General features: G+C 40.6%; 13 protein-coding genes. 8 read left to right on the forward strand and 5 right to left on the reverse strand.

The window, feature by feature from the left end; all coding sequences use genetic code 11:
• The first annotated feature begins 57 nt into the window (after positions 1-57).
• The 3 genes from ACVBDY_RS08660 to ACVBDY_RS08670 all read left to right on the forward strand — a co-directional run bounded on the left by ACVBDY_RS08660 (position 58) and on the right by ACVBDY_RS08670 (position 4,033).
• A complete protein-coding gene (locus ACVBDY_RS08660) occupies positions 58-429 on the forward strand; it encodes an iron chaperone (RefSeq protein WP_447175074.1) in 372 nt (123 codons plus the stop codon).
• Between the two features lie 548 nt (positions 430-977).
• Positions 978-2,243: a DNA-methyltransferase gene (locus tag ACVBDY_RS08665; RefSeq protein ID WP_447175075.1), complete on the forward strand. Its 1,266-nt coding sequence runs from the start codon at positions 978-980 to the stop codon at positions 2,241-2,243.
• An 8-nt stretch (positions 2,244-2,251) separates the two neighbouring features.
• Positions 2,252-4,033 carry a DGQHR domain-containing protein gene (locus ACVBDY_RS08670; RefSeq protein WP_447175076.1) on the forward strand — a complete coding sequence of 594 codons (1,782 nt, stop codon included), beginning with the start codon at positions 2,252-2,254 and terminating at the stop codon, positions 4,031-4,033.
• Positions 4,034-4,283: 250 nt separating this feature from the next.
• Here ACVBDY_RS08670 and ACVBDY_RS08675 read toward each other — a convergent pair whose 3' ends face one another.
• On the reverse strand, positions 4,284-4,544 hold the full coding sequence (locus ACVBDY_RS08675) for a helix-turn-helix domain-containing protein (RefSeq protein ID WP_447175077.1): 261 nt from the start codon (positions 4,542-4,544) through the stop codon (positions 4,284-4,286).
• A 72-nt stretch (positions 4,545-4,616) separates the two neighbouring features.
• Positions 4,617-4,871 (reverse strand): helix-turn-helix domain-containing protein, encoded by a 255-nt coding sequence (locus tag ACVBDY_RS08680; protein WP_447175078.1) that lies wholly within the window; start codon positions 4,869-4,871, stop codon positions 4,617-4,619.
• A 506-nt stretch (positions 4,872-5,377) separates the two neighbouring features.
• Here ACVBDY_RS08680 and ACVBDY_RS08685 point away from each other — a divergent pair.
• The 4 genes from ACVBDY_RS08685 (at position 5,378) to ACVBDY_RS08700 (ending at position 8,676) form a co-directional block, all read left to right on the forward strand.
• The gene (locus ACVBDY_RS08685; RefSeq protein WP_447175079.1) at positions 5,378-7,093 is read left to right on the forward strand and encodes a HEPN domain-containing protein; all 1,716 of its coding nucleotides are present in this window, start codon (positions 5,378-5,380) and stop codon (positions 7,091-7,093) included.
• A gap of 32 nt (positions 7,094-7,125) precedes the next feature.
• Entirely contained in the window at positions 7,126-7,485 is a 360-nt protein-coding gene (locus ACVBDY_RS08690) for a hypothetical protein (RefSeq protein WP_447175080.1), read from the forward strand.
• 2 nt (positions 7,486-7,487) lie between these two features.
• A complete protein-coding gene (locus ACVBDY_RS08695; protein ID WP_447175081.1) occupies positions 7,488-7,631 on the forward strand; it encodes a hypothetical protein in 144 nt (47 codons plus the stop codon).
• 421 nt (positions 7,632-8,052) lie between these two features.
• Entirely contained in the window at positions 8,053-8,676 is a 624-nt protein-coding gene (locus ACVBDY_RS08700) for a hypothetical protein (protein WP_447175082.1), read from the forward strand.
• A gap of 122 nt (positions 8,677-8,798) precedes the next feature.
• On the opposite strand, the gene ACVBDY_RS08705 is transcribed toward ACVBDY_RS08700, so the two are convergent.
• A complete protein-coding gene (locus ACVBDY_RS08705; protein ID WP_447175083.1) occupies positions 8,799-9,353 on the reverse strand; it encodes a transposase in 555 nt (184 codons plus the stop codon).
• Positions 9,354-9,454: 101 nt separating this feature from the next.
• On the reverse strand, positions 9,455-11,509 hold the full coding sequence (locus tag ACVBDY_RS08710) for a hypothetical protein (RefSeq protein WP_447175084.1): 2,055 nt from the start codon (positions 11,507-11,509) through the stop codon (positions 9,455-9,457).
• A 379-nt stretch (positions 11,510-11,888) separates the two neighbouring features.
• Here ACVBDY_RS08710 and ACVBDY_RS08715 point away from each other — a divergent pair, with 379 nt between their 5' ends.
• Entirely contained in the window at positions 11,889-12,899 is a 1,011-nt protein-coding gene (locus tag ACVBDY_RS08715; RefSeq protein ID WP_447175085.1) for a glycoside hydrolase family 191 protein, read from the forward strand.
• A gap of 281 nt (positions 12,900-13,180) precedes the next feature.
• Here the strand turns inward: ACVBDY_RS08715 and ACVBDY_RS08720 are convergent, their stop codons facing one another.
• On the reverse strand, positions 13,181-15,367 hold the full coding sequence (locus tag ACVBDY_RS08720; protein WP_447175086.1) for a molybdopterin cofactor-binding domain-containing protein: 2,187 nt from the start codon (positions 15,365-15,367) through the stop codon (positions 13,181-13,183).
• Between the last annotated feature and the right edge of the window lie 54 nt (positions 15,368-15,421).

A 15,421-nucleotide genomic window follows, 5' to 3' on the forward strand; every position in this document is an offset into this window, starting at 1 on the left:
TATTGCTTCACCACAACCCTATAAAAAAAGTATTTATAAATAAAAAAACACCGGATTATGAGTGGAACAAACCCGTTTAATTCTGTTGACGAATATTTTAACGCTCAACCCGAACAGACGAAACGAGCACTTTTGGAACTGAAAGAATGCATTCTTAAAGCCAAACCTGGCGCAACGGAACTGTTCAATTATAATATTCCTGCATATGCGCTGGTTGAAGGGGGGAAAAGAGAGCAGCAAATTATGATTGCAGGATATAAAAAACACGTTGGCCTTTATCCGCATCCCACAACTATGGAAAAGTTTGATGCCGAATTGGACGAATACAAAAAAGGCAAGGGGTCGGTCCAGTTTCCGTTGAACAAACCTTTGCCAAAAGACCTTATTATCCGGATGATAAAATACCGGATGGAATTATTGAAAAAATAAAACTCCCGGGGCTTCGGTACACCAGCCTGCGGCTGGCACTCAGCCACCTCCGTTTTGCCCTTTTCGATGTAGCTTATAACAAACTTTTACAGCCTGAGCAAAGGCGGCTGAGTGCCTCAGTGGCTTCGATACACCAGCCTGTGGCTGGCATTCAGCCACCTCTATTCTGTCCTTTTTGATGTAGCTTATTACAACCTTTCACAACCTAAGCAAAGGCGGCTGAGTGCCCCGGTCTGCGACCGGGGTGTATCGAAGCCCCGGCTTATCACACAACCCAATTAATCTTTCCCCTACAAAACCAAACAAATCCATTTTTTTTTCTGCAACATGTGGAAAACCGTAAAATTATTTAGTAAATTTCTCTGATATTAGGGGTTTTATTGATATACCAAATAAGGAATGCTATATAAAATGATGAATTAACCAGAACTTTCTGATTCCAGGTAAGTACAGTTGCTTTTTGGGATTGAGGTATTTTATTAACAGAAACGATTCATTGTGTATATTTGAGCATTAAGCTAAATTAAAAAAATTGCATCTAAAAATAAATGAAATTAAAAACTACTAAAGAGTCACTGAACGTAATCTATAACCAGGATGCCAGAAATATTTTAGATACTATTTCTTCTGAAACAAAGATCACGACTACGATTACTTCTCCACCATACTATGATATGAAGGACTATGATTCTAATAACCAAGTTGGATATGGGCAAACCTATGAAGATTATTTGAATGATCTAAAATCAATTTTTGCAGGTGTGTTTGAAATTACAGAAGAGAACGGAACTTTATGGATAATAATAGATACCTTTAAACGAAATAATCAAGTTGTCACATTACCCTTTGATCTTTCTGGCAAATTAAAAGAGATAGGTTGGTTGCTCCAAGATGTTATTATTTGGAAAAAGGACAAAACAGTTCCTTGGTCAACAAATGGCTTTATGCAACGAAAGTTTGAGTATATACTTTTCTTCTCTAAAACCATAAATTATAAGTCGAATAAAAATAATGTCAGAGTTTATGACACTTCTCAATTAAAGAAATGGTGGATAAAATATCCTGAAAGATATAACCCTAAAGGAAAGGCTTTAGACGAAGTATGGGAATTTCCAATTCCAACTCAAGGTTCTTGGGGAGATGAATATATTCGACATTTCTGCCCATTACCTCAAAGTATGGTTGCAACAATGATTCAAATAAGCACAGACGAAAATGATAATATTTTGGATCCTTTTGCAGGTAGTGGAACAGTTCTATCGCAATCTGCATATATGAAGCGAAATTACATTGGGTTCGAATTAAATGCCAAATACATTTCAATGTTCGAAGAATATTTAGAAAATACCTTTTCAAAATATAGAAATGAGTATGAACTATTTTCCCAAAATAAGGATCAAGGAGATTTTGAAAAACGTATTCTTGATTTAAGATCTTTAAAATATGCTCGCGTCTTGATTAATAGCATTGAAAAGAACACCAATCTTAATAATTTTAAAATTTTTGTCATTCCCAAAGAAGCAAGTAAAATTAAACACAAATTAATACTAGTTGAATACCAGGTTATTGGACAAGTTGATAAAAACATTTTTTTGGATGAAGTAAAAGTATTAACCAGTAAAGCACCTTTATCTAAATTTGGTATTGAGCCAATATTCAGATTTTTAGAATCTAAAAGATTCAACAATAAAAAACATTTTGGATACACAAAAACTAATACATATTCATTTGTAAAAAATTCTGATCTTAATTCCCCTAAAATAAAGGTTATCAGTGAAATTGGTGTTGACTTAAGTGAAAATGATTATTTATAAATTTTCGTATGGCAACAAGAAAAACTAGAAAAAAGACAACGAGAAAGAAGCTTTCTCCACAAGAAAAAGCTTTAAGGAAAGAGAAAAGGGATCAAAGAAATGAAATCTCGACTATTCTAAAAAATATAGGATTTCAAAGACTGCTATATATAGACGGAAAGCATTTTGAATATGACAATCGAAAAACTGAATTAGATGATATTTTCATTTATGAAAATATCATTTTGCTCGTAGAATATACTATTGGAGACCCTAAAGACCACTTGTTTGCAAAGAAAATATTTTATGATAAAGTCAATCTTGATAAAAGAAAATTTATAGATTTTTTATTGACAGAAGAAAAGCTACAAAGCTTTAAAAAATACCATAAGGAAAATATTGAAGGGAAGTATTCAAAAAATGAGTTAAGGCTACAAATTTTATATTGTTCCAAAAAGACCATTTCGGAAGAACATAAAAACACAGTAGAAAACGTAACATTTTTTGATCATCACATCGTTCAATATTTTAAAAGTCTAACCAAAGTAATAAAAAAGTCTAGTAAATACGAGTTTTTAGAATTTATCAAAATTCCAATTGAAGATTATGGGTCGAATATTAAAAATTCATCATTAGAATCTTCTAATAAGTTTTCCGGACACATACTTCCAGAAGAGAAAAGTTCTTTTGATGAAGGATATAAAATTGTGTCGTTTTATATTGATGCAGAGTCCTTACTTAAAAGGTCATACGTTCTAAGACAAAATGGTTGGCGTGATATTGAAAATATTGGTCACTATCAACGTATGTTTGAGGCGAAGAAGATATCAAGTATGAGAAGATATTTAACAGACAAGAATAGAGTCTTTATAAACAATATTATTTCGACAATATCAATAGATAAAATCAAATTATATGATAAAGAAAACAATCTTCTTTCAGTAAATGACAATGGTCAGTTTGTTGGTAGAAATGCAACGGAAGTCACTCCTGCTCTCATTGAAATTAATGATGAATGCAATATTATTGGTCTAATAGATGGACAACATAGAACTTATGCTTATCACGAAGGAGACGATCAATTTGAACCTAATATTTCTAAATTGAGAACTATTCAAAATTTATTAGTTACCGGAATTCTTTTCCCTAAAAATGAAAGCAAGCAAGCAAGATTAAAATTCGAAGCCAATTTATTTTTGGAAATTAATTCTAATCAGACCAATGTGAGATCTCAATTAAAACAGGAAATTGAATTAATGATTAGTCCATTTTCTTCTGTTGCAATTGGTAAAAGAATATTGGCCGGTTTAAATAAGAGTGGTCCACTTGGTAATTTAATAGAACAATATTGGTATGAAAAAGGTAAAATTAAAACTGCTTCTATTGTTAGTTTTGGATTAAGACCTTTAATAAAAATTGAAGATGTAAAAGCAAAGGACAGTATTTACATGATTTGGAATCATTCTAACAAACAGAAATTAAAACAAAAAAATAATAAAGAATTCGAATTACTTGACGAATACATAGACTTCTCTGTTGAAAAAATAAGAGATTTATTAATAGCTCTAAAAATGAATTTTGATAGTGAACAATGGCAAACATACAGTCCAAGTAATTCCAAAGGTCTATTGACAGTAACCTTTATAAATGGAGTATTGAACGTATTGAGATTATTGATCGAGAATAATAAAGTCTTATCTGTAGAAGATTACAAATTAAAATTGAAAAACATTAATCAATTTGATTTCAAAAAATTTAAATCAAGCCAGTACCGGAAAATGGGAGAAGCTATTTATAAGAAATACTTCTGATAAAAATGCTATCTAGCAATAGGTAGTTGTTGCACAAGTCAGCGATTCTTAATTTCAAGGAAAATCACAAAGATCACTTTTTATAAATTATTATTAATTTCCAATCTTTATTTGTAGTTTAAATTTATGGGGTTTAAAGTAGAATATCAAAAACATGGACTTCTGCTATAGGCACAATCGCTATAAGTAAGCCTACATTTTTAGGGAAGCCTACACATAGAAGCAATATCCTTATAATTTTACCAATGCTCTATTTCCTAACATCATCCTTTTTCAAATCCACATGAAAATCGAATAATTCTTTGGGTTGCACATCTAAACCATACAAAAGATTAAGGATAGTTTCTAAAGTAATATTCTCAGTACCCTTCTCTATTTTGCTAATAAAACTGGCATCAAGATCACAGTTTGCACCAATTTTTCGAAAACTTAAGTTTTTTGATTTTTTGATTTCTCCTAACTTTTGGGCAAACTTAACAATGAATTCTTTTTTCTTCTTATCATCTAGCATAACCGTGTATTTATGGCAAAATACCTAAAGCTGTCTTGTATTGGTTGCAAATGAGCAACAGTTTAGAAGTGTTTAACCTCTTTCTGTCTCCATTGGTACATCAAAATCAAATAACTCTTTCGGATGTACGTTTAAGCCTTTGGCAAGTTCCATAATGGAAGATAAAGTTATATTAACCCTACCTTTTGCAAATTTGCTTATATCGCTTGCACTTAATTTGCTCCTCGTAGCAATATCTCTATAGCTATATCCTTTTGTCTCACGTATTTTATCAATCTGCTGGCCAAATAAGTGTAAAAACTCTTTTTTTTGATATTCGGAATCCATAGTAATTCTTTCATTTACGGGACAATCTCTAAAGTTTTAAATAAAATATCGTGAGTGAATTCACCTACATGAAGATTTTTTTATTATATTTGATGCAAATACATACATTTGCGATACTTCTAAAAGCAAAAAAATATTAGAAGCTATTCGCTTAGAGTCTTGTTTTGGAAAACTGGCACTTTTCATCACCACGAGGCAATAAGTGTAAATGGCCTACGACCCGGGCGTGGGCTCACTTATCGTGGTAAGGTATGCCAGTACCTCCGAAACAATAAGTTGAGTTCCACGCCTATTTTATTTCCGGTAACTCTTCTGTACTAAGCAAAAGCATTCTTATAAACTTCTTTTCTGAAGGTTTTCGCAACATAAGGCTTAGCAGGGTGGTATGCCCTGTTATTTTGGGGTAGTACGAAAGGAAGAGGGACGCCTTTTCCTTTCTTTTACCACTACACCCGTATACCTGCTACCCCCGTATAGTTTTTTGTTAACCTTTTTAAACGAATATTATGGCTTTATCTATACAAGACATTACACAAAAGCTGGTACAGCTCCTGGAAGTACAATATATCTACCAGACGGATATAGAGGAGGGGAGTTTGCTTATCATCCTGCTGCGGGGACGTTGCTCCGTGCTCACTACAGAACTGGCCACCACCGTAGGCCGTATCTTCCGGGAAGAAACCGCCTATCACTATCGCATCTTTGATATGGATTATGCGGAAGAGCAGCTTAAAGAAAAGAACCTGTTCTTTATACACGGCTGCCTGCCGCATAAACTGGTCTATAAGGCTACGGAAGATGCCCCCGGGCTGTTGCCCTATACGGTAGACGAGGTGGTAAAAAAACATCTAAAGGTCCGCTATACCAACGAAACGGTAAAAGCCCGTGCTTTCCTGGAAGGGGCACAGTATTACAAGCGAGACCAGTACCGCCCGCATGCCGCCCTGATGCTGCACCAGTATGTAGAGATCAGCCTGCGTTTTGCGACGCTTTTTATCATGGGCAAGGAACGCAAAAGCCATAGTATAAAAGAACTGCAAAACAACCTGAGACCCTACGCCCCGAAACTGGGCCGTATCTTTAATACGGAAACAGAAGAAGAGGCCTTGCTGTTGAAACTACTGGACGAAGCCTACATAGCCAGCCGCTACCGCAACGACTACCATATTACGGACCACCAGCTTACCCATATCCACCAACAGGCAGAGCAAATAGAAACCCTGCTGAAAAAACGGTACAACTACCGTTTGAAGGGGCTAAAATCCCCGCAACAGGCCACACAGTACGATGGTGTTGCACAATACCCCTTGGAGAAAGATACGCTCTTGCAGGAACTTATAGCACAGCTAGAGCAATACATAATCCCTTGTGCCATCTATGTAATGGGCAAGCGAAAAGTGCTGCACACACAGCAGGTATTTATGCAACCTGTACACTACGCCCCTGTGGAGCTAACGGCCTACACTTTGCTGATACTCGTAGAAGACCATTGGACGCCCTCCATGTATACCTTACTGGAAGAAGCAGGAGAGGGCCTGTCGCAACCCTGCTGTGTATATCCTGTAGTATATGATGTTGGAAAAGCATGGGATAAGGTAGACCGCGGACATAACTTCCTGTCTCGTACCATTATGGGTACACCGCTGGCGTATTACAGAGGAGAAGATGATCCTGAAAGATTTCATTTTAGCCCGGTAAGGCACCCCAAAGTGTGGAAACGGATACACAAAAAGTGGAAAAGCCATTGGCGCCATGCCATCTATATACACGGTACTATAGCACAGGACGAATACCCTGAAGATGCCGCCGCAAGGGTGGCCATCCTGGGGGATGCGGTAGAGCAGGTATGCCTGGGACTGTTGTTTGTATTCTGGGAGTTTAAGCCCAAACACTACGCCCTGGATTACCTGCTGCACCTGTGCAGCCACTTTACGGAACTCCCGGACCGCTTTTTCCCGAAAACCTCATACCGGGAGCATTACCTGTTTTACCTGCTGTGCTATGGCCATAGCATTATACGCAGCCGTACAAATGCCGGCATCAGCAGGAAAGATGTTGAGAAAGTTTATGGTGTGGTTGATGGCTTTATGAGCAACGCCAGGGAAATAGCCATACAGGAACTGGAACGTTTAAAGAAATTGCATTATGTACGGGAGGAACCTGTGGAAATGCCGGAAGCGCCGGGGCACACTTTGTTAAACACAACAATAACAGGGGAGTAGGAATAGCACTAATAATACTAAAACCAATACATATGGAACAGAAAAACAGGTTATTTGACCTCCTGCGGGAAAAGGCATATAAGTGTTTTGAGACCTTAAAATACAATGCGGAAACAGACAATTTTGAAATGAAAATAGAAGTATCAGGCTATACCGAACACATGTTGATCATAGCCGATCTTCTTAACTTATGCATTATAGCTACGGAGAAAGAGGCTTCTTCCGGGGAACTTATGGAGATAGATATGAAGAACAGCATAAATAACATCTTACGGCTGGCCATGCGGATGTTACCTGTTCCGGAAAGCCATTTTTTAAACGAAGCACATTGTATATTAATTTATATGAATGAGAAGACGAAGCAACAGGGAGAAGACGAACATAAAGATTAGTGGTGTCAACTTCAACAGCTCATAATAACCATACCAAAAACCCCGGGGCCAACAACTGGCTGCGGCTACCCGCCACCTGCTTTTTACTGGGCATTATAGCCGGGGCTTTGATCGTGACCGTCCTGGCCATCATTTTTATTTGTTAATCATCTTTCTGTATGAGGCTAGCGACAAAAAAAAACGATAGTGCTACCAAAAAACATATGTTTCAAATGAATTGAAGTACCCGGGTAAGCCACCAGCTCGTTTGCAACGCGTACTCATTGTCTTTAGCATTTGTAATGCTCTGCAAAAATCTCGAAAAGACCAAAAAGCCCCATGTCAAGGGGCTTTTGTCTTATCATAATCTATGGCTTAAACCTCAAAACTTCAGCCATCCCGAGTTTTTATTTTTGTGTGCCTGGCACTCCTTTGCAATGAATATTCGCCTTTCACGGTACTATTCCCTTGTTAAATATATGTTAATTACCTGTTTATTCTTAATGTTTTAGAAAGATTATTCTTTCTTGTGAAAAAGATAATTAATGTATTTTACGCTAAATTCATAATTCCTACTTAAGTTATAACATGATGAAAAAAGAAAATTACCAACTATTACTATTACTGATAATGATGTATTCAGGGAGCCACTTCGCATGGTCCCAGGAACGTACGTTTCTTAAAAATGACATATCTGTCGGATATGGAATAGGGACTTCAAATGAGATATTAGATTTGGCAGAAGACACCTTTTCTTTCCTGTTTACCTTAGGAAATTACAAGGTAGATCGGGATTATACCGGGGGATTTTTCCTTTCGTATAAAAGGCAGGTCAGCAAAAGAATAAAAGTGGGGGGGATTTTTTTATACGAATATTCCTCGGGCACTACTTTCAGAAAAGAAGACAATTCTTTTAAAGAAACAGGAGAGGTAAGTGCAAACAACTATACCATTGCCGTTGAAGGAAATTACCTTTATCTGAACCATACTAAATTTCAATTGTATTCCGGAATCGGTGCCGGGGTATCCTTTACAAAGGAGAAATACAGCCCCAACGAACCTTCATCCGGATCTGATGATGATTCGCTTTCCCATTTTAATTTTCACCTGAATGCCATAGGACTAAGGTATGGTAATAAACTCGGGGTTTTTGCCGAAGTAGGTTTTGGATATAAGGGTATAATAAATATGGGTGCATCTTATCGTTTCTAATCCCCGTAAGGAAAAAGTATGATTTAGACTCTGGCGCTTGTTTGCAACGAGTGCCCATTGTCTCTTGCATTTGCAATGCTCCCCTTTGCTAAACCAGTCTATATTTGCAAAACTATCATTACTCACCACAATGTTTGCAACTCCACATTCGGATTCTCCGTCCAATCTTCCATATAAGCCCTGTAACTACTGTGTATCCAGGCCAATTCTTCATACACCATTCCCGCCGCAATAGGGTTGTAATGAATGTAATGTACACGCTGTTCTATTTTTTTAATGGTATCCAGCAACACCGGATGAAAACCGTCTTCCCATACTTTATAATGTTTACCTCTCCCGGTTCGTTTGGCTGCATAGCTGAATTTATTCAATAACCACTCCCGTCTGCTTTCCGGGTGCTCCTTAATGGCTGTTATGATCTGTTTGGAAGTAAACTTTTTAAAATCACGGACAATGTTTTGCAATTCCTCCCCGGTAGAGCTTACAATAAGGTGTAAATGGCTGGTCATATACACATACGCATGTACCACCAGGCCTTTGTGGCGGATGCAATAATTAAGGCTATCATCCAGTATATTGGTATACACGGGACGGATAAACAAATCCACCCAATCTGTTATCGTAAGGGTAATAAAAGTAGGTTCCGTGCTGTCTATAACTTTATACTTTTCGGACATTTCTTTTATAAAAACAGGGGGCGTTACAAACGCTGTTTACGATTGGGCACTCGTTGCAAACGAGCGCCAGAGGGGAGAGTGTTTTTTGCTGGTTTTTCTTATTACTCAACAATCTCCACGAAAATGTCCGGTTGATATAATTGACCATCCAAGCGGTCCCGTTTTAAACCGGATGATATACTGACTATTTGCCTTAGGTGGTTTTCAAATAATAAATGCGGGTAACCTTTGGTTTCGTATGTGTTTACCATTTGTGATGAAACATCATATATCAATGCTTTTCGCTCCGGCTGGTCATTTTCGGGCCAGGGCCAGGCGGGGCTGTTGTTAGACCCCAGGATCAAGTTTCCATCCGCGCTTATGCCCGAAGGGAAGCGGGGTTCTTCAAAAGACCGGAAAACAGTAAAGTTATCGGCAGTATAAAGTTTTTTGTTTACAAAATCTGCCAAATAGTCTTGCTGGGGGTTATACATAATTTTCAGATCATATGATGATCTCATTCTAAAGTTCACGTTTTCCCTTTCCGCGAGTTGTCCGTTGCCATCCAATGTAAATTTGATACTCTGCGGCTCTTCATTATGCCCCACAATAACCTGGTTGTTATTTATTGCAATGGGATAATAATTTGCATCGCCCTGGTGCGCTGTAAAATGAGGCACTTTGTCAATGAGTGTAAAGGTATTTGCCTCTCTTTTACAGGTATATACATAATCTGAGTCGGTAAGCAGCCACAAGTTGTCATGCAGGTAAATAAAATGATAGAAGGAGAGGTGATTTTCTGCCTTCAGCTTATACTTTAACTTTAAACTACCAGCATCATATACATACAATTCACTATGTGCATGATAGATGATCTCTTTACCGTAATCGGCTGATTTTACAACTTGTATCGGGGTGGAGGTGAACGAATTGGGAAAAATATCCGATTTGGCTTCTATGGCTTGCATACTGTAATTATACCTGTAGAGATCGCCTTCGGCTGCGAGGTAAATGATGGTTTCTTCGCTATCTATGGCTACGAATTCTACAGTATCAAAGGGAAGGACCCCGGGTTTTGTGTAGGTCGCTTTTTTACTGTTTATGTCTGTAGATACAAAGCTTTTAAACCCAAAAGTATCATATACATAAACGCTGTATACGGGGTCTACCACATAAGGAGGGTTATTATCCGTAAAGGTGGTGGTATTGATGTCCTCTATTTTTGCCACAACCATTTCGTTTAGGGGGGAATCATCGTAATTAGCTGCTCCGACCGTAATTTCGTAATGAGAAAAATAATATCCTTTATAGGTTTCCCAATGGAGTTTAATGGCATCATTCACAACTTCGGGGGGATATAACGCTACCGGGGTGGCCTCCAGGTAATGGGTAAAGACCTGGGCAGGAAAGCTTTCTCCCACCAGGCCCTTATCTGTATATAACCGGAAGAAGTAACAAAGTTCTTCTTGCGCAGGAGGTTCTTCATCTATGAAAAAGTCCTGGTCTTTGTCGGTGATAGTACCTATAAGTTCTACATTGTTTTTATTGCATTCCCCGGAACTTCTGTAAATTTCATATTTTTCGAAATTGTTTAGCCCCTGGTATTTCATCCACTTAAGCCGTATTTTGTCCTGGTGTTCGGAACTATCGTCCCATTGGAAGGAAGCTGTATAAATGTCCGGATCGTTGGGAGGGGCATATCGTTGCGCGGTAAAAGTCAAAATGTCAAGGGTACCGTCTTCATCCATGTCTATTTTCATCCTGAATATAAGTTTGTCCTTATTCAAACCGACAAGGACCATTTCTTCCGATTGTGGTACGGAAGGGCCTATGTAAATAATCCCCTCATTCAATGACCAGTTAGTTGCATCCGTATCGTAATTACACCATTCGGAATTAGCAGCGTATTGGCTGTATTTGCCATTTTCCATAAAAACAAAAAAATCCCGGCCACATCCCTGGTAGGATACCGGGACCGATGTTTTTTCTCCCTCGTATTCCACTTCGTATACAGACCAGATCCCCGCCAGGTCTTCTGTCTTTGCAGAAGTAAGGGCCCCTTTGTAAAAGTTTTCCAGTGTAATTACATTGTCATCGTCACCTGAACAACCGGAGAGGATCAGGAAAAATAATAACAATATTGGAGCATAGACTTTTAAGCTGTAGTTTTTTGTCATTTAATTTTCAGATTACAAATAGGTTAGTGTACTTTATTTAAAGTGAAAAACGGCGATTAAAAATACTGCATTTTTCTTTACATTGAACCTAAAACACAAACAATAGGGGAAAGAAATACCAATCTTTCTTATTTCCTAGATAAAATTGCCACGTGATAACAGGTTTAGGTATTGCCTAATTTTGTAGCTACAGTTCGTTCCATCATAAAAAAGCATTCCTGGTTCGAAATTGGGATAACAAATATTCTACAAATCTTCCGTAAGTTTATACGGATTTCCATAAAATAGCTATTATTTCTTGCTGATATCTTCCTGTAAAAAATAAACACACTATAAAAACCGTTATTCCGGAAAGAAGTAAGGTTAAATTTCTTTTAAAATGATGCCGATATACCATACTATCAGCAAAAACAAGCCCTTAAAAACCACGAACAACATGAAAATGACCACCATATGCCAAACCTTACGTATTCCGTTGACCTATATGTTTGTACTTCTTTTAGTTGGTATAAACATCGCGTGTAGTGATGAAGACGATGATCTTACTGCCGGAGAAGAAAACAATCCGCCCGCCGTAACGGGAGAAGTTCGCAATTTTGTGTACCAACTGACCAATTACCCCGATGGTAAACTGGACGCACTGGCAGAAGCGGAGCAGGACCTGGCCGTGATAGACCTGGCAAGGGACGGGGGCGAAGGTTATTTTACCAAAGAAGAGATAGAAACCCTGCGTAATTCCGGTAAAAAAGTGCTGGCCTATTTTTCTATGGGCACTAACGAGACCTACCGCCCGGAATATGCAGCGGTAGTAGAAGCCGGCCTGCAACTCAACCACTGGCCGGACTGGCCCGATGAGTATTTTGTAAAATACTGGGAGCCGGCCTGGTGGGAACTGGCCGTAAAGGGACGTATAGACCAGGCCATTGCCGCCGGGTTTGACGGGGTGTATCTCGATATCCCCAATGCCTATGAAGAAATAGACCTGGACCTCGTGCCCGGCGAAGACCGGGAAAGCCTGGCCGGGAAAATGGTAGACCAGATCATCCATATCAGTGAATATGCCAAACAACAATCGCCCGGTTTCTGGGTTTTTCCGCAGAATTCCCCCGAACTCCGCCACTACGAAGGCTATACCGAAGCCATAGATGGTCTGGGCGTGGAAGACCTCTTTTTTATGGATGCCGATATTCCCTGTACGGAAGACTGGTGCGCCGAAAACCTGGCCAACGTACGCGCCCTGAAAGAAGCGGGAAAAATAATTCTCGCCGTAGACTACGCCAATAAAGCTGAAAACAAATCGTACGCCTGTGAGCGCTATGCGGAATACGGATTTGCAGGCTATGTGTCTGTAGTGGAACTCGACAGGATAATGCCGCCATGCGGGGAATAGTATAAAATACAGTAGGAGAGGATATCCGGGAACTTAAGGAAACAGGGGAGATGGATGTACCTGGTTTTGGCGTATGTAGGCAAATGTTTGGTATTAACTCCAATGGTTTGGGCTATCAAAACCCTCTGTCCAAACTGAAGTTTGTCCACTCCCTTCATCAGAAGGGAGGAGTTTTAACAAGGTTTTATTTTTAAGGATGAATAGAAAAAGATTCCCCTTATTTTCCAGTTTCACATTTCCACCTGAATAACGGGATAATCCATTAACTAACAACCTCACAACTACAAATACTTTTCCAAAGGCAATCGCCTTACCCGCTTTCCGCAGGCGTGATAAACGGCGTTGACCACAGCGGCGGCGGCAGGGCCCTGTGCAGCTTCCCCGGCGCCCAGTGGCGGTGCATCCGGACGGTCTATAATGGTAACGTCAACCTCCGGGACTTCATTAAAGCGAAAAATAGGGTAGGAGTTCCAGTCCCTGCTGGTGATCTGTTCCGTATTAAAGGTCACTTCCTCTTTCAGAGTCCAGCTTGCCGATTGTATCATACCGCCTTCCGTCTGGTTTTTCAGTCCGTCCGGGTTAATGGTTTCCCCCGCATCGATAACGCTCCACATTTTTTGCAGGACTACCCGGTTATCTTTATCCACGGCAACCCTGGCAGCCACCGCGCAATAAGCGGCAGTATTCTTATAGCGGGAAAAAGCAATACCCATGCCCGTACCTTCCGGGTGGGTTTCTACCGAAGTCCGCTCCCGAAGCTTTTGCAGGACATCGCGGGCACGGGGATCGTTCAGGTGCATCAGGCGGAATTCATACGGATCTTTGTCGGCATGCCCGGCAAGTTCATCCATAAAACACTCTATGGCAAACAGGTTGGCGTAGGCGCCTAATGCCCGTAAGGCCGATACACGAAGCGGTCCCTTAAAAAAATGCGCATGTATCCTCTGGTTGGGGATCTGGTAATACGGTTCCGCATTGCGATACCCGCCGCCGACAAAACCCGGGGAGTTGTCCGTCATATTTTTTTTAAGATACCACGCTGGCAACAGTCTTCCGGGGTTACCTCCCGGCCGGGTACTGTGCGTATCAGTCCACAGGTCGTATTCCCAGTGAGTAATACGTCCCTCCGTACTCAACAGGGCCTTGTTTTCCAGTATCATGGCGCTGCCATAAGGTTCCCAGGCGTGTTCTTCCTGCCGGGACCATTGCAGCCGGATGTGTTTACCGGGATACGCACGGGCGAGAAGCGCCACATCTGCAGCTACATCGTCCGCCCCGTTATGGCCATAACATCCTGCTCCCGGTACACCCTGCACATGAATATTTTCCTGCGGCATGTCCAGCAGGCCGCTAAGTGTTTCCCGTAGCGGGAATACCCCCTGGCTGTGTGTCCATATGAATAATTGATCTTCTTTATAAAGTCCCAGGGCACAGGATGGCCCTATAGCGCCGTGCATAATGTACGGTTTAAAGTAAGAAGCCGAGATCCATTCCTTTTCCGCAGTATCCCCGGCAAAACTTCCCTTGTCCGTCACGGTTTCATCTTCGGTAGGGAGAGATTTCAGGTATTCCGGTAATTTTTTATCCGCTATGTCCGGCAGAGGTTCGGATATCGCCCACCTGGCGTTTTGCTGCAAATATTCCTGGGCCTTGATTACCGTGTATTCATCCCGGGAAAGCACCGCCAGGAAACTGCCGTCCCTTACGATTTTCAACAACTTCGGAAATTCTTTCCCCGTTGCCTCCTCATTTATCGACTTGAGTTTTGCCTTATACGACGGCGGCCGTACCACACGGGCATGTACCATAGCCGGAAAACGCATATTATGTACAAATACAGGCTGTGCCGCGGCCATAAAGTAAATGTCTTTACGGGCTACGGGCTTGCCTATAACACGACGTTCCTTACGGGGTTTTAGCTGTACGGGCAGCCGTACCACGTCTTCAATCTGCCGCCCGTCCAGTACCTCGCTGAAAGATATACCCGAACTGTTTTTATCCGTCCCTATGCGGCCATCGGAGATCCAAAGATCGGCTATGGAAGCGTTCAGGCGGGGAGCGGCGAGTTCCAGTAGCTTTTGCCTGGCATAAGCTGCCGCATAACGGACGGACATGGCGCTGCCTTCTATAGAACCACTGCCGGAAGTATAGCCCTCGTTGGGTGTACGGTCCGTATCCGCAATAACCACCTGTACCTTATCCATCCCCATGTACAACTCTTCCGCAGCTACCTGTGCCACTGCCGTACGGATACCCTGGCCTATCTCTATTTTGCCTGTGAATACCCGCAGGCTGCCGTCCGGTAGTATTTCCAGCCAGGCATTTACCGAAGCATGGCGGCGAAGTCCGCGGGGAAGTTCCTGCATCGGGGAAAGTACATCCGGAAATGCGGAAACCGCCCCAAGGGTAAAACCAATGGTCAGGCAACCGGTGGTCTTGATAAAGTTTCTTCGGCTCTGTACGGTCATAATAGTCGTGTTTTTTTAGTTCATGGATTTTGTAGTTCCAGAGACCGGAAGAGT

The sequence above is a fragment of the Sinomicrobium halophytocola genome (genome assembly GCF_052983395.1).